The organism is Pseudomonas sp. 3B-A001-10F (genome assembly GCF_056313565.1).
In genome coordinates, this window is sequence record NZ_JBQYFW010000029.1 from 1 (window position 1) to 18,933 (window position 18,933).

The 18,933-nt window shown below is 59.9% G+C and carries 14 protein-coding genes, 1 rRNA gene and 1 pseudogene; 7 read left to right on the plus strand and 9 right to left on the minus strand.

The genetic code is table 11. The features are described from left to right. From rrf to AC0ZWN_RS22245, 4 genes are all read left to right on the plus strand, one after another. Positions 1-75 (plus strand): 5S ribosomal RNA (rrf, locus tag AC0ZWN_RS22230); the annotation flags it as partial. A gap of 149 nt (positions 76-224) precedes the next feature. Next, the gene (locus AC0ZWN_RS22235; RefSeq protein ID WP_038360851.1) at positions 225-884 is read left to right on the plus strand and encodes a paraquat-inducible protein A; all 660 of its coding nucleotides are present in this window, start codon (positions 225-227) and stop codon (positions 882-884) included. Next, positions 871-1,494, plus strand: a complete 624-nt coding sequence (locus AC0ZWN_RS22240; RefSeq protein WP_095050584.1) for a paraquat-inducible protein A — start codon at positions 871-873, stop codon at positions 1,492-1,494. Before AC0ZWN_RS22235 ends, AC0ZWN_RS22240 begins: the two co-directional genes overlap by 14 nt. Continuing rightward, on the plus strand, positions 1,487-3,790 hold the full coding sequence (locus tag AC0ZWN_RS22245; RefSeq protein ID WP_476336520.1) for a PqiB family protein: 2,304 nt from the start codon (positions 1,487-1,489) through the stop codon (positions 3,788-3,790). Before AC0ZWN_RS22240 ends, AC0ZWN_RS22245 begins: the two co-directional genes overlap by 8 nt. Before the next feature lie 204 nt (positions 3,791-3,994). On the opposite strand, the gene mksF is transcribed toward AC0ZWN_RS22245, so the two are convergent. From mksF to mksB, 3 genes are read right to left on the minus strand one after another with little or no spacing between them, the layout of a single operon-like run. Continuing rightward, positions 3,995-6,835, minus strand: a complete 2,841-nt coding sequence (gene mksF / locus AC0ZWN_RS22250) for an Mks condensin complex protein MksF (RefSeq protein ID WP_095050586.1) — start codon at positions 6,833-6,835, stop codon at positions 3,995-3,997. Beyond that, positions 6,832-7,533: an Mks condensin complex protein MksE gene (mksE, locus tag AC0ZWN_RS22255; protein WP_476336523.1), complete on the minus strand. Its 702-nt coding sequence runs from the start codon at positions 7,531-7,533 to the stop codon at positions 6,832-6,834. The genes mksF and mksE overlap by 4 nt, the downstream gene beginning before the upstream one ends. Then, a complete protein-coding gene (gene mksB, locus AC0ZWN_RS22260; RefSeq protein WP_007912967.1) occupies positions 7,523-8,800 on the minus strand; it encodes an Mks condensin complex protein MksB in 1,278 nt (425 codons plus the stop codon). Before mksB ends, mksE begins: the two co-directional genes overlap by 11 nt. Positions 8,801-9,044: 244 nt before the next feature. On the opposite strand from mksB, the gene AC0ZWN_RS22265 reads away from it, so the two are divergent. Both AC0ZWN_RS22265 and rimI read left to right on the plus strand, forming a co-directional pair. Continuing rightward, the gene (locus AC0ZWN_RS22265; RefSeq protein ID WP_476336588.1) at positions 9,045-9,791 is read left to right on the plus strand and encodes an energy transducer TonB; all 747 of its coding nucleotides are present in this window, start codon (positions 9,045-9,047) and stop codon (positions 9,789-9,791) included. Further along, entirely contained in the window at positions 9,784-10,236 is a 453-nt protein-coding gene (gene rimI / locus AC0ZWN_RS22270; RefSeq protein WP_476336525.1) for a ribosomal protein S18-alanine N-acetyltransferase, read from the plus strand. The genes AC0ZWN_RS22265 and rimI overlap by 8 nt, the downstream gene beginning before the upstream one ends. Positions 10,237-10,379: 143 nt before the next feature. Here the strand turns inward: rimI and AC0ZWN_RS22275 are convergent, their stop codons facing one another. Continuing rightward, positions 10,380-10,784, minus strand: a complete 405-nt coding sequence (locus AC0ZWN_RS22275) for a serine kinase/phosphatase (protein WP_108592408.1) — start codon at positions 10,782-10,784, stop codon at positions 10,380-10,382. Between the two features lie 141 nt (positions 10,785-10,925). Between AC0ZWN_RS22275 and can the strand changes: the two genes are divergently transcribed. Beyond that, the gene (gene can, locus AC0ZWN_RS22280; RefSeq protein ID WP_007912954.1) at positions 10,926-11,570 is read left to right on the plus strand and encodes a carbonate dehydratase; all 645 of its coding nucleotides are present in this window, start codon (positions 10,926-10,928) and stop codon (positions 11,568-11,570) included. 8 nt (positions 11,571-11,578) lie between these two features. On the opposite strand, the gene AC0ZWN_RS22285 is transcribed toward can, so the two are convergent. The 5 genes and pseudogenes from AC0ZWN_RS22285 to AC0ZWN_RS22305 all read right to left on the minus strand — a co-directional run bounded on the left by AC0ZWN_RS22285 (position 11,579) and on the right by AC0ZWN_RS22305 (position 18,805). Beyond that, a complete protein-coding gene (locus AC0ZWN_RS22285; protein WP_095125804.1) occupies positions 11,579-12,103 on the minus strand; it encodes an SET domain-containing protein-lysine N-methyltransferase in 525 nt (174 codons plus the stop codon). Positions 12,104-12,283: 180 nt separating this feature from the next. Beyond that, a complete protein-coding gene (locus AC0ZWN_RS22290) occupies positions 12,284-13,456 on the minus strand; it encodes a hypothetical protein (protein ID WP_476336528.1) in 1,173 nt (390 codons plus the stop codon). A gap of 119 nt (positions 13,457-13,575) precedes the next feature. Then, positions 13,576-15,270, minus strand: a complete 1,695-nt coding sequence (locus tag AC0ZWN_RS22295; RefSeq protein WP_476336530.1) for an acid phosphatase — start codon at positions 15,268-15,270, stop codon at positions 13,576-13,578. Between the two features lie 98 nt (positions 15,271-15,368). Next, positions 15,369-17,096: pseudogene (locus tag AC0ZWN_RS22300) on the minus strand (J domain-containing protein). An 11-nt stretch (positions 17,097-17,107) separates the two neighbouring features. Next, positions 17,108-18,805, minus strand: coding sequence for a molecular chaperone HscC (locus tag AC0ZWN_RS22305; RefSeq protein WP_476336532.1), 1,698 nt, complete (start codon positions 18,803-18,805; stop codon positions 17,108-17,110). Between the last annotated feature and the right edge of the window lie 128 nt (positions 18,806-18,933).

An 18,933-nucleotide genomic window follows, 5' to 3' on the forward strand; every position in this document is an offset into this window, starting at 1 on the left:
GAACTCAGCAGTGAAACGATGCATCGCCGATGGTAGTGTGGGGTTTCCCCATGTGAGAGTAGGTCATCGTCAAGATTAAATTCCGAAACCCCAATTGCGAAAGCAGTTGGGGTTTTGTTTTGCCCGCGGGAAAGTTTTTTACTCGCGACAGCGAACAAATTTGCACAGTTATTTTCGAATCAGAACACTAGAATAGCCCCACCTTATTCGGAGCCAGAGCCTTTATGTCAGAGTCGGTTGACGCCCCCGGGCTGTCAGATTTACCGCTGGAAGACTTGGTGGCCTGTCACGAGTGCGACCTGCTGATGCGTAAGCCAACGCTTGCCCATGGCGAGAAAGCGCTCTGCCCACGCTGCGGTTACGAGTTGTATGCCCACCGCCATAACGTGGTGCAGCGCAGCCTCGCCCTGGTGATTGCAGCATTATTGCTGTACATCCCGGCAAACTTTTTACCGATCATGCAACTCAATATCCTCGGACAGTCTTCGCAGGATACGGTCTGGAGCGGCGTGCTCGGCCTGTTCAACACGGACATGCAGGGTGTTTCGATTGTCGTATTTCTGTGCAGCATGGCCATTCCGCTGTTGAAGTTGCTGTGCCAGTTATTCGTCTTGCTAACGATCCGCTTCGATGTCGGTCGCAGTTACGGCTTGTTGCTTTACCGTATTTATCACCACCTCAAAGACTGGGGAATGCTCGAGGTCTACCTCATGGGCGTACTGGTGGCGATCGTCAAACTGGCGGACATGGCGGCCATCACCGTCGGTCTCGGCCTGGCGTGTTTCATTAGCTTGTTATTAGTGCAGGTATGGCTGGAGGTGGTGATGTCACCGCATCAGATCTGGCAGGCGCTATCAGGGGAAGATGCTCATGCGGGCGATTGATGCGGGCATTCTGGTCTGTACCGAATGTCATGAGTTGAACAGGCAGGAAGCGGACACCGACGAGCAAACCTGCACCCGCTGTGGTGCATTGGTCCACGCTCGCAGGCCAAATAGCCTCACCCGCACCTGGGCACTGCTGATCACGGCAGCGATCATCTATATTCCGGCCAACGTCTTACCAATCATGACTGTCAGTTCTTTGGGTCAGGGTGATCCGAGCACTATCATGTCCGGCGTGATCCAGTTGGTGCAGCACGGCATGATTCCGATTGCTGCGGTGGTGTTTATCGCCAGTATTCTGGTGCCGACCTTCAAACTGGTGGGCATCGCGCTGCTGCTGTTTTCGGTGCAACGACGTCAGCCGCTGTCCGCCCGTCAGCGCATCTGGATGTACCGTTTTATCGAGTTTATTGGCCGCTGGTCGATGCTCGATATTTTTGTGATCGCCATTCTCGTGGCGGTCGTCAACTTCGGCCGGCTTGCCAGTGTCGAAGCCAATCTTGGCGCCATCGCCTTCGCCAGTGTGGTGATTCTGACGATGCTCGCCGCAGTAACTTTCGATCCCCGACTGATTTGGGATAACACGGAGTCGGACGACGACCATGACTGATTTGCCCGTAGCGAAAACCCGACCGGCCTCGAACTGGTCTGCCATTTGGGTACTGCCTCTGATCGCGTTGATCATCGGCGGCTGGCTCGGCTGGCGTGCCTACTCCGAAACCGGTATCGAGATCCAGATCCGCTTCGAGAGTGGCGAAGGTATTCAGGCCAACAAGACCGAGGTCATGTACAAAGGCATGCCGGTCGGGAAGGTCAAGGCGCTCAAGCTCGACGACGAAGGCAACTCCAAAGGCGTGATCGCCACCGTCGAGATGAACAAAGACGTCGAGCAATACCTCAAGACCAGCACGCGTTTCTGGCTGGTCAAGCCGAGCGTGACCCTGGCCGGCATCACCGGTCTGGAAACCCTGGTCTCCGGTAACTACGTGGCTATCAGCCCTGGCGAAGGCGAACCTGTGCGCAAGTTCAAGGCGCTGGCCGAAGAGCCGCCGCTGTCGGACGCCAAACCCGGCCTGCATCTGACCATCAAGGCCGATCGTCTCGGTTCGCTGAACCGTGGCAGTCCGGTGTTCTACAAACAGATCAAGGTTGGCCAGATCAAAAGCTACGTGCTTTCGGAAGATCAAAGCACCGTTGAGCTCAAAGTCTTCATTGAGCCGACCTACGCCAAACTGGTGCGTAAACACACGCGTTTCTGGAACGCCAGCGGCATCAGCATCGACGCCAACCTGTCCGGGGTGAAAGTGCGCAGCGAATCGCTGGCCAGCATTGTCGCGGGCGGTATTGCCTTCGCCACGCCGGAGAACCGCAAGGATAGCCCGCCGACCGATCCAAGCCTGCCGTTCCGTCTCTACGAAGATTTCGATGCTGCTGCGGCCGGGATCCGGGTGAAGGTCAAACTCAGCGACTTCGAAGGCCTGCAGGCTGGCCGCACGCCGGTGATGTACAAAGGCATTCAGGTCGGCAACCTGAAAGCATTGAAGGTCGACCCCGATCTGAACAGCGCCACTGCCGAGCTGACTCTTGATCCGTTGGCCGAAGACTATCTGGTCGACGGCACCCAGTTCTGGGTAGTCAAACCGTCGATTTCTCTGGCCGGTATCACCGGGCTGGAAGCGCTGGTGAAAGGTAACTACATCGCTGTGCGCCCGGGTGACAAGGGCGCTGCGCCGAAACGCGAGTTTGAGGCTCGGCCGAAGGCGCCGCCGCTGGATCTGCGTTCGCCGGGGCTGCACCTGGTGTTGTTCACCGATGTCCTTGGCTCCATCGATGTTGGCAGTCCGATTCTGTACAAGCAGGTCAAGGTCGGTTCGGTGCAGAGCTACCAGTTCTCCAAGACCCGCAAGCAACTGGTCATCGGTGTTCACATCGAGAAGGAATACGAAAACCTGGTCAATGCGTCGACGCGCTTCTGGAATGTCAGCGGCATCACGCTGACCGGCGGACTGACCGGCGGCATTCAAGTGAAGAGCGAATCGCTGCAGACCCTGATGGCCGGTGGCATCGCTTTTGAAACACCGCAGGCCAAGGCGCCGTTGCAGAAGCGTATTCCACGTTTCCGCCTGTTCGCCAACCATGATGAGGCGAATCAGAAAGGCGCGGTGGTGACGATCAAAGTCGATCGCGCTGATGGTCTGCGCAGTGGCACCCCGGTGCGCTTCAAGGGACTGGATGTCGGCAAGATCGAAAGTGTCGATCTGACCGATGATCTGCAATCGGTGATCCTCACGGCGCGGATTACCGAAGTGCCGGAGAAGATCGCGCGGGTCGGCAGCCAATTCTGGGTGGTCAAACCTGAGCTGGGCCTGATCAAGACAGAAAATCTGGAAACCCTGGTGACCGGAAAATACATAGAAGTGCAACCGGCGGCGAAGAATCTGGGGCCGCAGAAGAACTTCGTGGCCCTGGCCAATGCGCCGGAAGTGACCAAGCAAGAGGCGGGTCTGAGTCTGGTCTTGAGCGCGGCCCGTCGTGGTTCGCTGAAACCGGGTGTGCCAGTGACTTACCGTGAAATTACCGTGGGTAAAGTCACCGGTTATGAACTGGGTCAGACCGCTGATCGAGTGTTGGTGCACATTCTGATCGAGCCGAAATACGCGCCGTTGGTGCGCAGCGGGAGCCGGTTCTGGAACACCAGTGGTGTCGGGTTTGATATCGGTTTGTTCAATGGACTGACAGTGCGCACCGAGTCGCTGGAGACGGCGATTCAGGGTGGCATCGCCTTCGCCACGCCGGACGGTGAGCGCATGGGCAATCCGGCGCGCCCTGAGCAGACGTTCCCGTTGTTCGACAAGTTTGAGGATGAGTGGCTGACGTGGGCGCCGAAGATTTCCCTCGGTAAGTAACCCGAAGTTGATGTGGCGTCTATTAAGACGCCTTCGCGAGCAAGTCGAATCGTCGCACCGTCGCTCCCACATTTGGAATGCGTTTCATGTGGGAGCGAGCTTGCTCGCGAAGAGGCCCTTTAATTCAACACAAACCCCAAACCATAAAAAAGGGCCGCGATCCCAGCAGATCGCGGCCCTTTTTTTGCCTTCAGTTAATGCCGATCAAACCGCATCCAGCTCCGGTTCATCCGCTTCAACATTCAGCGTTGCCTTGACCACATCATGGCGACGGATGTACTTCCAGTCCGCCTCATCGATGTAGATGCCCGCCGGGCCGCTGCCGCCTTCCAGGTCGATCGCGACACTGGCGCAGACCTGCGGCTTCACACTCGCCAGAATCGGCACGAAACCCAGTTGCAGGCTGGTTTCCAGCAGTGCGGCCTGGTTCTTCTCGTCGATGTCCGCCGCCTCATCGAGGTAATACGGCAGACGTACGCGACCGGCCTGATCGCGGTCCATCAAGTGCAGTAACAAATACATGTTGGTCAGCGCTTTGATGGTCATGGTCGTGCCGTTGGACGCCGCGCCATCGATGTCGGTGTGGATCACTGGCTGGCCGTTGACCTTGGTGATCTCGAAGGCCAGTTCGAACAAGTCCTTGAGGCCGAGTTGGTTGTGGTTTGCCGCCACCAGCCGTGCCAGGTATTCCTTGGCCTCTTCGTTCTTGTTGTCCTGCTCGGCACTTTGGCTCAGATCGAACACCGACAGGGTTTCGCCTTCTTCGTACTGACCGGCGCTGTGGATGATCTGGTCGATGTGCTTGAGCGCTTCCTTGTTCGGCGCGAGAACGATGCGGAAGCTCTGCAGGTTGGAGACCTGACGCTTGTTGATCTCGCGGTTGAACAGCGCCAGTTGATGCTCGAGGCTGTCGTAGTCGCTGCGAATGTTGCGCAGGGTCCGGGCGATGTCGGTGACCGCCGCGCGACGGGCCTTGCCCAGGGTCAGCGCCTCATCGGTACGGTGCGCGTAAGCGTTGATCAGCAACGACAGACGGCGCTCCATGTCGTCTTCGCTGTCGAACTTGGCCACGCCTTTCAGACGCACTTGCGCGTACAGCGCTTCGATCTGACCGTCGGCGCGAAGCAAGCCTTGCCAGCTGTCCTGATAGTCGTTGAGCAGTGGCAACAGGTTGTCCATCGAATCGTCGACCGGATCCATGAACGGCGTACCGAACGGCAGATCCGCCGGCAGCAGCTGACGACGGCGCAGGGCGTCGTCGAGGGTGCGTTGCTTGGCTTCCATGTCGGCGATCTGCCGGCCGACCAGTTGCAGCTTGGCCGACAGTTGCTGGACGCGCTCGGTGAACGCATCGCTGGAACGCTTGAGTTCGTCCTGGGCGCCTTCCATCTGGGCCAGTTGCTCGAGCTTGTCGCCTTCCTCGGCACTCAGAGTCTGGGTGCGGCGGAAATCTTCCAGCGCCTTCTGCGCGTCCAGCACTTGCTGGTACAGCGCTTCGGTCTGGGTTTTGCTCGCGGCGCGGTCGGCGGCTACAGCCTGTTGAGTCTTGAGTTGCTTGAGCTCTTTTTCCAGACGCTCTTTCTGATCGCGCAGCGCGGCACGGTCAGCCAAGGCTTGCAGCGCCGGCGGCTCGATGTGCGAGATGTCGATCGACAGGCCAGGCACTTCAAAACGCTCGCCTTTGAAGCCATCGAGAATCAGCTCAACGGATTTGACCCACTCGCCATCGTCGTCGAGGGTAATGCCGTGTTCGCCCAGCGGCAGACTGAACAGCGCGCTGTTGAACAGGCGCATCAAACGCTCGACGTCCTGCTGCGAGAACTCTTCGCGCAGGCGGGCGTAGCTGTTGTTGTCGGCGTGATCGAGTTGCTGTTTCACCGACTTCAGGCGTTTTTCCAGATCGCGTACGCGCTCTTCCAGATCTTCAGCGCTGAACTGACGGGATTGCGCCAAGGCACCGGCCAGTTCGTCGTGCGCGTCTTTGGCCGCGAGCAATTGTTGCTCGAGCACTTTGACGTCATCGACCAGGGCGAAGCGATTCTTCAGTACCGACAATTCGCCGAGCCAGCGCTGGATGCCGGAAATTTCCCGCTCCAGACGCATCAGTTCCTGAGTGCCGCCGCGCTGATCGTTTTGCAGACTGTCCTGCTCGCCACGGTAGTGATCGGCCTGGATGGTCAGCTCTTCTTTGCGCGCACTGGCGTAGTCCGACCAGGTGCCGAGCAACGAGTCGAGCAGCGGCGACAGGCGATGCAGTTTGCCGCGCAGTATGTCGCGCTGTTTCACGCCGTTGGCCAAGGCCTCAACCAGCGGGCCGGCCGCGACCAGCGAGTTGTAGTCCTGTTCCATGCGCCGCACATCGCGGAAGGCTTCTTCACACGCGGCGATGTAATCGACGCTACCGGAACGCAGGCTGTGCTCGAAGGCATCGAGGAACAACTGCTTCAACTTGGCCGCGGTGATTTCGCGCATGTGCAGCAGGTTGATGAACAGCGCGCGGAAGGTCTTCAGGCTCTGTTCGCTGGTGGAGCGCAGCGGGATCAGCGTCAGGTCGAGCGGGATCGACGTGTGACCGCCAACCAGCAAACGACGCAGCTCGTCCGGCTTGAGTTCGTAGGCTTTCAGGCCTTCTTTCTCAAGGTTGCTGAACAGCTCTTTCTGGCGCAGGCAGGTGTCGTTCTTCTGGTAATGCGCCAGGTCGAGTTTGCCGGCATAGGCAAAGAACTGGTGACCGAAACCACCGCCCGGGCCGCGCCCGACCACGCCGATCACGTGCGGGCCGTGCGGCAGGTTCACTTCGACAAGGATGTAGCTGGTGTCGGAAGCGAAGTAGAAGCGCCGCGATTGTTCGAGGCTGTACTTGCCGAAACTCATGTCCGACATGCGCGCCAGAATCGGGAATTGCAGGGCGTTGATCGACGCCGATTTACCGAGGTTGTTCGCGCCGTAAACCGACAGCGGTTCTTCCAGCGGGAACAGGCCGAGGCTGTAACCGGCGGTGTTCAAAAGGGCAAAGCGGCGGATGCCGTAGCGTTCCTGGCTCATGCGTCGGACTCCTGTTCTTCGGCAATGGCGCGGGCCAGTGCGTCTTCTTCGCTTTCCTCTTCAAACTCTGAAAGATCGAGCGGATCGTCGGTTTCGAGGAATTTGGCTTCCGCCGCTTCGTCGACCAGCACCGGTGCCGGCAGCGGCAATACGCTGTGCACGCTGGCCGCCAGATCGCGGTCCTGCTGTACCGACAGGCACACGTCGAGGAAACGGTGCATTGGCGGCAGGAAGCGATAAACGCCGTTTTCTTCGCTGGCAAAACCGAGTTGAGTCATGCGGCGCATGATCTTTTCTTCGAGCTCTTCAACGGTCTGCACCTCGGCCTGAATGAACAGGTCGCGGTACTTCTCCAGCAGCGATGGCAGTTCTTCACGGCCGAGGCTGCCGCCATCGAGCACGGCGATCGGGTCGCGGCCCTGATCGGCCAGATGCTCGACGAGGATAAAGGTGAACAGCGCCAGACGCTGCGCAGTCTTGTTTACCGCCGCAGCGGCCATGTCCGGCACGAAGTAGTAGAAACCACGGGTATCGCAGACCAGTTCAAAGCCCAGCGCCTTGAACAGCGTGCGGTACTGATCCTGGAAGTTCGACAGTTGCGCGTACAGCTCCGGGTCGCGGCGGCTGACGTGGTAACCCTTGAACAGCTCGCGGAAGATCGGCGCGAGTTGCGACAGTTCGGAAAGATCAAGATGCATTGGGGATGCTCGCAGAATTCTCGGCGGCGCTGTCGCTGGCCGAGAGCAGGGCGAAGGAGCGCAGGCTGACCTGGTGCTCGTGAGTGTGGTATTCGCGGCGTTCCAGACGCTCACGCTTGAAGCGCTTTTCCCGCGACAGGCGCGAGAACCAGTAGAGCAATTCGTCAGTGGCGCCGTCCGGCTCCTGCTCCAGCAACCAGGTCATAAGATCCGGCATCGGCAGGGCTTCTTCGCAACGGTCGACCATCTCGCGCACAGTGCGTGGCGCGCGTGGGGCTTCGCCTTTCTGGGTCTTGTGCGCCTTGGGGAAACGCGCCGGTTTCGGCTCGAAACGCGCCAAGGCGTACACGTAAGCTTCCACCTGACTAGCGCTGCCGAGGAAGGTGCTTTGCGGGCGGGTGAACAGCGGCATCGCCGCTTGCGGCACGGCATCGATGCCTTTACGGCGAATCGCTGCCAAAGCCAAAGCAGCACCACGGGTCACGGCGTTGTGCCGGCGCGCTTCTTCACGCAGCGGCAGCAGCAGTTCGCGGGCGTGACGCAACGTCAGTTGGGCGCTGGTCTGCATCTCGAGGATGCGTGCGTGGGTGCGCAGCAGCATGTCGTCATCGACCAGATGGCCGAGGCGCTGCTGTTCGCTGAGCATTTTCAGCAACACGGTTTCGACTTTGCGCACGCCTTGTTCGAAGGCGCCATCGGCGTTCACCAGGTCGATCATTGGCTCGACGTATTCGTCCCACGTCGCCAGTACTTCGGCATAACGCTGACGCAATGGAATCTGCCGATCGCTGGTCTTCGCCCGCTCGGCGACGGCGACCAGGGCCTGTTCGTCGTTGTCGAGCTTCTTCAATACGTCGCGCACGCGCATGTCGAGCAGGCGCAACTGGCGGGCGAGGTCGTGGCCATCGCGGACTTCGAATGCGTCCTGGATGTAACCGGCCAGACGTTCGAGGTGGCGCAGATAGGCTTCGATTTCCAGGCACAGGCCCAGTCGGTGCTCGCGACGCAGATAAGCGAGGAAATCGTGGATCTGTGCGTTCAGCTCGAAACGGTTCGGGCTTTTCGCCACCGGAATCAGGATATCGAGGCGAATCCACACGTCGAGCAGGCTGGTGATGTCCTGCGGCGTGCTGTCCAGTTGTTGGGCGGCCAGTTGCGAGCGCAGTTCGTTGAGGCTCAATGTGCCTTGGTCGAAGTGCTCACACAGTGGCTCAAGCAGTGCCCAGTGTTCAGCGAGGGCGCGCAAGACGCGCTTGGGTTCGATCATCGGAATGCCCGGCTGGTTGGCAATGAAAAGCGGCGATTGTACTGCATCACGAAGGATGCGATTCACTCTCGGGACAGGCTGTCGCATTCTTTGTATAAAGAGCGTGGGTAAAGCGCCTCGTGAAAGAGTATCGATCTACAACGGGCGATCTTGAACGAAGGGCGGTAGAATCAGCGCACTTCAGTTATCCACAAGTGGCCGACCCTTGCTAATCGAGTCCCGCCGCCGCGCCTATTTGAACGCCATGCAGGTGGTCAACTGGCTGCCGCGCACCGAATTGCCCTTCGCCGCACCGTCGCGGCCCGAGCTGCTGGACATGCCCGAGCCCGAGGTAGAGGCCCCGGTGGCGCCTGCACCGCAGGTCGAAACGCCCGCGCAGCCTGCCGTTCGTCCGGCCGAACGACCAAAGATCGAAGTGCCACGCCCTTCGTTGGCCAGCACCCGGACCAATGCCAAGCCGGTGGAAGAGGCCGACGACACGCCAGTCGTCGCCAAACCGGCGCCCGTGCCGCCACCACGCTTCGCTCTGCAATTGCTGCGCGCCGGGCGTTGCCTGCTGCTGGTCGAGTTACCCACAGGCGAACCGTTTCAGAGTCGCGATCCGGCGTATTTGCTGCTGAAAGACATGCTGCGTGCCGCCGGTCTGCCGGATGCGCCGCAAATTGTCGGCGAGCCGGTACGCTGGCCGTGGCTCAATCGCGGCACCATGGATCAGGGTCCGGAAGCGGCGCGTGACTTTGTGCAGGGTTTCCTTTCCGTGCAAATGGAAGCCGCACCGTGCGCCTGCCTGTGGCTGATTGGCCTGCCGGCGGTGCGTTTTGCCGGCGAAGCGGACGCCGAAGCGTTCAATCGTGAGTTGCAGATCGAAGGTCTGGGCTCGGCCTGGGCCATTCCCGGTCTGGAATTGTTAATGGAAGAGCCACAGCGCAAGGCCGCTGTGTGGCAAGCCATGCGTCGGCTGATGGCGCGCTGGAAAGAATCGAATGAGTGACGCTGTATCGTTCCGCCCGATGACCGAGGCGGATCTGGAAACCGTGCTGAAAATCGAGTACGCCGCTTACAGCCACCCGTGGACCCGGGGGATTTTTCTTGATGGGCTGGGCAAGTACCAGATCTGGCTGATGTTCGAGGGTGAGCAGCAGGTTGGCCACGGGGTGGTGCAGATCATTCTCGATGAGGCGCACCTGCTCAACATTACCGTCAAACCGGAGAGTCAGGGGCGCGGGCTGGGGCTGACGTTGCTTGAGCATCTGATGTCGCGGGCCTATGCGGCTTCTGCGCGAGAATGTTTTCTGGAAGTGCGTGACAGCAATACGGGCGCGTTCAAGTTGTATGAACGTTATGGCTTCAACGAGATTGGCCGGCGTCGGGATTATTATCCGGCGGTGGGTGGGCGTGAAGATGCCGTGGTCATGGCCTGCACCCTGGTTGACTGATCCTGCTTAAAAGCTTCGTCGGAACGCCGCCCGGAGCAAGCTCGCTCCCACAGTGGATTTGATTCGCACACAAATTTTGTGATCAAACCAAAAACCTGTGGGAGCGAGCCTGCTCGCGAAAGCGTCCTGTCAGGCACTGATGATCAACGGTTACCATCCAGCGGATCGCGCCGCGCCAGCTCCGCCTCATCCAGCCCATTGCCACCGCCAATGTCATCTTCATCGACGATGCTCAGATCCCAATCGGCCTGATTGCCTTCCCCGGCCTCTTCGGCATCCCGCGCGCCATCTTCATGGATCAGCGTTTCTGGACTGAGGTCATCGTCGGTGGGTTCATGGTCAGCGGTCGATGCGCCGGTAAACCCGGCTTCACGCACCCGTTCGTTCGGCATCAACTGCTCACGTTCACGCTCGGGGATTTCATCACCGATTTTCGCACTGGGTTCGTCTTCATCGAAATCCAGCTCATGCACCGAACCCATGCGGTCTTCGTTATCATCGATGGGCTCCGGTTGCACCGCATCGTAAGGGCGTCGTGAATCAGTCATGGCAATTCCTCATACTGTGGGCCTTACTTAGGTGGACTCACCGGGCACACGAGAATTCCAATGAAATCACTTGCGGTGACGGCGTGACCCCGACGGGTGGTCGTCTGTCATACCAGCGCATCTTTCTTGAGGCCTTACAGCATGCATGACTTACAAGACCTGATTGATAACAACGAGCGTTGGGCTGACGCGATCACCAAGGAAGACCCGGATTTCTTCGCCAAGTTGGCGCGCCAGCAAACGCCGGAATATCTGTGGATCGGCTGTTCCGACGCACGTGTACCGGCCAACGAGATCGTCGGCATGCTGCCGGGTGATCTGTTCGTGCACCGCAACGTTGCCAACGTGGTGCTGCACACCGACCTCAATTGCCTGTCGGTGATCCAGTACGCGGTCGATGTGCTCAAGGTTAAACACATTCTCGTCACCGGCCACTACGGCTGCGGCGGTGTACGCGCCTCGATGCAGGATCGCCAGTTCGGTCTGATCGACGGCTGGTTGCGTTCGATCCGCGATCTGTACTACGAAAAACGTGAAGAACTGGCCAAGTTACCGACCGAAGAAGAGCAGGTTGATCGCATGTGCGAACTCAACGTGATCCAGCAAGTGGCCAACGTCGCCCACACCAGCATCATCCAGAACGCCTGGCATCGCGGGCAGAGCCTGTCGATCCACGGTTGCATCTACGGCATCAAGGACGGTCGCTGGAAAAGCCTGAACACCACCATCAGTGGTTTCGAGCAATTGCCGCCGCAATACCGTTTGCGTCCGGTTGGCGCGTTGTAAACGGCCTTTCAGCGCAAACCCGAGTGCCGCCAGCGCTGTAAAAAGTGCTGGCCCTCGATGCTGGGCGGTTCGTCGTAACCGGTGATCCACCCTCGACAGCGTTTGGCTCCGCAGCCGCAGGCAAACTGATGCAGCAGTTTGTCTTCGGTGGCGGCGTAGTCCATGGTCAGCCGCTCCCCCCTGTGGATATCTTTCAACGCCCACAACCACAGCTCGCTCATGTCGAGAAACACATTGGGGTCGCAGGCGTGTTCGATCAAACCGCAAAAGCGCGGATCGTAAATGTGGATGCCCGTCAGCATCTGTCGGGTCTGTCGGCAGCGATAGGGCAGAAGTTGCCCTGACACCCGGCACATCCGATGGCTTTGCAGAAACTCACGCCGCGCCGCGACCCCCATAGGGCTGGCGTGCGCATCGTGGATGATTTCGAAGTCGGCACTGGCGGGAAATCCCAGTCGCACGGGAAGACCGGCGAAGGGGTAAATGCCCTCTGTGTCGCGTGGCGCCGATTGCGCCATGGCGTGGATATTCATAACAGTCCTTGCCGCAAAGGTTTTGCGACTTCCTGGGGTTGACGTCCTGTCAGTGCTGCAGCACTTCTGTTTGGATCCAATCTTGTCGTATTAGGTATAGCTGGTCTACTGTCAGATCTGACAGGCGAGTTAGACGCTTTCCCGCGTCAGCATTGGCTGACACGGGAGCGCTTCAAGCGATTACAGGTGCGGGGCGGGAACGGCGGTGGCAGGCAGCGGTGCCTGCAACTGCTTCAGTTGGGCCTTGATCGGAGTGGTTGCGCACTTGGCGACAGCCTGTTCCGGGGTCAGGTTGCGGATCGAGGTGTAGAACAACTCACAGGTTTTGACCTTCTGCGTCACCTGCCACGTCTGCGTGCAACTGTTGAGTGTGGCCTGTGCATCGCTGCCTGGTTTGCTGCCCATGCCCGCCTGCCAGCAGGCCGCGCTCAAATCCTGGCCCATGACTTTCAGACCTGCAGCATCAGCCTTGGCCTGTGCATCGTCGCCGGTGTAGCTTTTCGGGTCAGCGGCGTACCAGATATAACTCGGGTGGTTGGAACCCAGCACCGGCACTTTCACGCCTTCGCTTGGGCTGATCGTCGCCAGGCCCAAGACATTCACGGTTGGCCCGTATTGCTGCTTGATCCAGTTACGCACCGGCGCGCCGAACGCGACCATCGGCAGCGTCGTGCCGCTGGCGGTCTGGCTGAACTGTTTGACCAGGGTGGTCTGGTAGTCCTTGAAGTAGTCATACACGCCTTCCAGATCACTGCCAGCATTGGACGGCGCAGCGATCGGGGCGATATCGATGATGGTTTGATAGGCCGGCGTCTGCTCGGCAGGAATGCCATTGTCAGTCAGCAGCGTCGCCCAACGATCGGTGGTGTTCGAACGCAAATAGTCCTGCGCTTGGGTCAGCGAGTAATCTGGCGGGAAGTGCAGCAACTCGACACTTTTACGGTTTTCCAAAGCCATGCCCAGCGGCAGGAACAGGTACCAGCTGTAGACCCATTTGCCATCGGCATTGAGCTTGCTCGCGCCGGTGTAGGCCAGATCTCCCGCGTCCAGCAGCGCCGACAGCGGTTTGTCGTAATCCTTTGGCACGCCGGTGATCTCGGCGTAGAGCTGGCCGTTATCGGTTTTTACCAACACCTTGGCATCGGCATAACCATCGCGTTGCACGCTCTGGCTCAGGTAATGGGCGACGGTCTGTTCCAGCGTCCAGTTGCGGAAGCAGATTACGCTGCAATTGTTGGGGTAAGCGAACAGGCGGGTAACGCGTTCGGTGCTGCCCAGTTTCAGATCGACATCGGCGTGGGCGGCCGCGCTCAGCGTCAGCGCGGCAAGTGAGAGTCCTGCGAGTTTGAACATGCTCAGATCCTTTTCAGCGTGGGTTCCCCGCGTGTCGGGGGCGCCTCATAGTGGATCAGCCGCGTTTGACAGAGAAGCCGTCATTGGCAGATTTTTGCGCAAACTCGCAGGGCTGGTTTTCAGGCCGGAAAATGCAGGGCGTTGGTCAAATCGCCCATGGGTTGCTGACCCCGGGCAATCATCGCTTCGTCGCGTTGTTTGAGACCGTTGAGCGTTTCCAACTGGAAGACACGGGTGATCAACCGCAGGATCGATGCCGTGTCGTAGACCGTATGATCCACCGTGCCCCTGCGTGCAAACGGCGACACCACCAGCGCCGGTACTCGTGAGCCCGGCCCCCAGCGGTCGCCCTTGGGCGGCGCGACGTGATCCCACCAGCCGCCGTTCTCGTCGACCGTGACGATCACCACCATGTTTTGCCATTGCGGACTTTCACGCAGCACCTTCAGCGCACGCACGATGTGCCGATCCCCGGACGCCACGTCGGCATAACCGGCGTGCATGTTCAGGTTGCCTTGCGGTTTGTAGAAGCTCACCGCCGGCAACTTGCCCGCTTCGGCATCGGCGAAGAATTTGTTGCTGCTCGACTCATCGCCCAGGCCAGCGTCGCGCAGGCGTTTATTGCGCTCGTCGGGGTTCTCCGGGCCTTGTTGCTTGAAGTAGTTGAACGGCTGATGGTGATACTGGAAGTTGGGGATTTTCGGAATGCCGCCGGAATCCTTGTACTGATCCAGCGTCGCCTGCCACGCGCCGGCATACCACGCCCAGTCAATGTGCTTTTTCGATAGCTTGTCGCCGATGTGTTCGTGGGTCTGCGGCACCATCACGTTGGGCAGATCCGCTTTGGAATACGCCGGGCGCTCAGGGTCGCGAATCCACGTCGGCCAGTAGGGCGGGGCGAGGGTGTTGACGCCGAAGCCGTCCGGGGTCAGTGCGCTCGGGCCGAACTGCGGCGGGCCACTCATGGCGCTGGCCGGCGATTGCTCAAGCGGCTTGAGGCGCGGGTCGCTCGGATCATCGCTTTGCAGCGCGGCGATCTGCGATTTGGCCACTGAATTGGCCGCGTCAGGATAGAACGGCGCGGTGGCGCTGATCAGGTATTGGTGGTTGAGGAACGAGCCTCCGAAAGCGCCCTGGAAGAAGTTGTCGCACAGCACGAATTCCTGAGCGACATCCCACAGGCGCAGGGAATAGCGGCTCTGGGCGTAGTGGCCCATGGTCAAGCCACCGGAGTCGGCCCAGGCGACGAAGCCATCGTTCTTGCCGCCATTGATCTGCATTTGGTTCTGATAGAACACGTGCCACAAGTCGCGGGTCACCAGACCGAACGGCAAGTCCTCGCCGTTCGGTCCTTTGAGGGCGAACGGTGCGTTGGGCAGGTTTTCCTGAAACTGCGTGGCGTTGGGGTAAGTCACGCCATCAAGGGTTTGCGGGCCGATCTGCAGCACACCGCCCCAGACCGGAGGCAGGGTTTGCAGCAGCGAGCCGTCGCGATCACGTTGTTGATAGTTGCCGGGCTTGAGCGCGGCCAGCGGCTTTTCGACACCGGGGAAATCACCGAACAGGTTATTGAAACTGCGGTTCTCGGCGTAGATCACCACCACGGTTTTCACCTGATCGCGCAGGGCTTTGTCCAGCTCGGCGGGCGTCAGCGGGTGCTCGGTCGGTTTGCCCGGTTGATCGCTGGCGCTGCCACACCCGGTCAGTGTGGCACCGACACCGAGCACCGCGACGCCGCCGAGGAAGCGGCGGCGACTGGTGTCGGTGGGGTGATTGGATTCAGGTGCGTCAGTGCCGTCTGTGTCGTCTTTCATCGTTCAGCCCGTTTTGCTTAATTGTTTCAGTATGTTTCGGGCGGACGCTAGCAAGGCAATGTGACGGTTGGGTGACAGAGCGTTTTGTCGTTGCGCTCCTAGCCGGGCATGAGCTGGGTGAGCGAATAGCCGAGCCTGCTCGCCGCTGTTACGGCGGTCATGATCACCAGAAACAGCAATTGCAGCGGACTGAAGTGCGCCCAATGCAATGCGGTCAGCCAAGGGTGGCGGCTGCTCAGTTCCGGATCAAGCGAACCGATACGGCGTTTGTGCACCAGCCCGATCAGGAGCGTGCCTACATAAGTGAGCGCGCCCAGCGGCCCGAGCATCAGCGAAAACAACAGTAGCATCACCACCTGCGGAACCCCGTGGCGTATCACCAGCCAGCGCGTGTCAGGGTTCCATTTGCGCGGAATCAGTCCCTCGGTGAGCCACAGATCCGGCACGATCACGTGGGCCGTGAGCACCACCCACCAACTCAATGCAAAGCGAAAAAACCATACCGGTACGCAGGCAAAGATCATCGGAATGAAGATGAGATTGGCGGCATCCCTTTTCTCAATACCCAGATAGAACAGGCACAGCGCCAAGGCAATTGCCGCCCATACCCGTACCCAGGTCTCGGCGGCGATGGGCCGTGGAAAGAACCGTCGCCAGTAAAAAACGTCGGCATAGGGCAAACGTGCGAGCAGCTCGGGGAAGCGCCAAGTAAGCTTTTCCGACAAGTCATGGCAGGCCTGCCATTCATTCTGGCCAAAGCCATCAATGATCTTCTTCTGCTGCAGGGGCTTGAGCGGATTGATCAACAGATGCGCGGCCTGAACGTCGGCCGCCCACGTGCGGTCACTTTCCGCCTTGCCCCGCAGATTGTCATAGAAGCTTTCCTGATCGCAGCGTTCGATCAGTCTGTCCCAAAGCCAGTTCGGTTGCGGGTGCAGGCCTTTGTTGTGATCCCAGCCGAACAGTTGGCCGATGCGGTCGAACAGCGGCACGCTCCACTCGCTGTCATTGAGCAAGTGCAGCAGGGTTTGCTGCCATTCTTCGCGGCGATCGAAAACCTGCAGCCACGGTTGGGCGCTGTAGCGTTTGAGCACGTTGAGGAATTCGCGCTCGCTCTGGCTTTCCAGCAGCGCTTGCAGGGTGTTTCGGTAATCGGCCATCAGGCTCTCAGCGAGCCCGTCACGCTGACGATCATTCATCAGCACGTCTTGCCACGGCCCCAACTATCCCAGTTGCTCGACGGCCCAGTGCAGCACTGGGCTGCGCAGATGTGGCTGGTCAAAACACCGTTGCAGCAACAGCCTTTCGAACGCCTTGGCGCAGCCTTGCTGTTGCGCCTGATCCCAACGCTCGCCGAGATTTTCTGGCGATAGCCCTTCAAGCAGTTGCCGCGCGGCCTGCGCTTCAAGCACATACGCTTCTGTGTCCGGGGCCGCCGTCAGAGGCTCGACACGCAAAGCATCATCCTTCGCCGGCGGCGCAAAAGGCTTCGGGGCTGCCGGGTTGACGGGCGGAAAGTCGAGATCGGCAAAATCCCACGCGGTGTTTTGCGGGTGGCTGCGGTTGTTTGCCAGCGCAGCATCGAGTGCCAGTGCGGCAAAGGCGCTGGAAGCCGTGGCCACGGCGACGTCTTCTTCGTCCGCAGGCTCAGCGTTTTCAAGGCGCCACCGGGCAATCGCCAACGCTTGTTCGTAGGCTTCGCGCAAACGCTGGAAACCCTCGGCATCCTCATCGGGGCGGAAGGTTTTCAGCAGACGCGCATAGGCGCGTTTAATGTCGCGGGCTTCAGCGTCATCGTGCAGGTGCAGCACCGACCAGCAATCCATGGCCAGGCTCCTTATTGCCACGGGGTGCGGTCAAGTTCGCTCAGGCGTCGGCTCAAGTCGGTGCGCACTTCGCGGATCTGGCGCTCGTCCTGAGAGTCGAGCGCGATCTGGAATTGCTTGGCCCAATCGCCCATCAGATCACGCATATCGCCCAGGCTTTCCTGATAGAGGCGCTCCAGACGTGCAGTCAGTAGCGTGTTGACCTGCTGCTCGCGCGGATGAATCTTCAGCTGTGCCAAGTTCTGCAGGCGTTGCTGGATCTCCTCGGGCGAGAGCACGCCCGGGTTGTTCTCGATGACCAGCGAATGCTGTTGCCCAGTCAGGGGGATTTTCACCTGGGCTTCGAGCAAACCGTTGTTGTCGTAGGTGAAACGCACATCGAGAGCGACTTCGCCGGCCTTGCGTTTCGGCACCTTGATGTCCAGTTCGCCGAGTGCCACGTTGTCTTTGACCAGGCGGCTTTCGCCCTGAAAGATGCGCACGACTACCTGTTCCTGATTGTCGTGCAGCGTGTACACGGTTTTCACCCGACTGACCGGGACGATGCTGTTGCGCTCGATGATCGGCAGGTAGTGGCCGCTCTCATAGTTGCGGCCGACCTGTGTGGAGGTCTCGATGCCCAGGGTGTAGGAGCAGACATCGGTCAGCACCACCTCTTCCAGCGCTGCAGCGCGAGCCTTGAGTGCCGCTTGAATCGCCGCGCCCTGTGCCACGACCTGATCCGGGTCGAGGGTGATCGACGGGAAGCGGCCGAACAGCCCAGCAGCGAGTTTGCGCACCAGCGGCATGCGCGTGGTGCCGCCGACCAACAGAATTTCGTCCAGATCGCTGACGCGGATGCGCGCATCGCGCAGCGCCCGTTCAATCGGCGCGCGCAGGCGTTCGAGCAGCGGCATGTAAAGCGTCGCCAACTGTTGTTGGGTGATGGTGTGCGTCCACTGCCGCTCACCGAGTTGCAGGCGGAATTCGGCACTGTCGTCCTGACCCAGCGCCTTGCGCACGCGCTCGGCCTCGCGACGCAGCGGCTGGATGACGCTGCTGCGCTCCGGGAAGTCTGCGGCGGAACGGTGATGGCTGATGAAGTGCTCAAGCAGCACGGTGTCGAAGTCTTCACCGCCGAGGAAGTTGTCACCGGCGCTGGCGCGCACTTCCATGACCCCTTCGAACAGCTCCAGAATCGACACGTCGAACGTGCCGCCACCGAGGTCGAAAACCAGGAACGAAGTTTCCTTGTCGCGTTGGTGCAGTCCATAGGCGAGGGCAGCGGCGGTTGGTTCGTTGATCAGCTTCTCGACCTTCAGCCCGGCCAGTTCGCCGGCGATGCGCGTGGCTTTGCGTTGAGCGTCGCTGAAGTAGGCCGGGACGCTGATCACGGCTTCGGTGACGGTTTCGCCATAGGCGCGTTCAACGTCTTCTTTCAGACTCTTGAGCACCAGCGCGGACAGCTCTTCCGGGCGAAACGCCTTGTCGGCCAGATACGTTTGCGTGGCGCTGCCCATGTGGCGCTTGAACAGCGACGCGGTCAGGCGCGGATGCGTGTGCAGACGCTCGCGCGCCGCCTGACCCACCAGAATCCGGCCCTGATCATCCAGGCCGACAACGCTCGGTGTCAGGAACTGACCCAGGGCATTGGGCACCAACTCGGTGGCATCGCCACGCCAGACGGCGACCAGGCTGTTGGTGGTTCCCAGGTCAATCCCTACGATCATTGCAACGAACTCCCTTTGCGCTTGGTAAAAAATGGAAACATTTATGGGCGCGCAGAATATTACCGAGGGAGCGATGCGGTAAAGCAGGATGATGGCTCTGAGCCATTATTTGCGACAGGCAGCCCGAC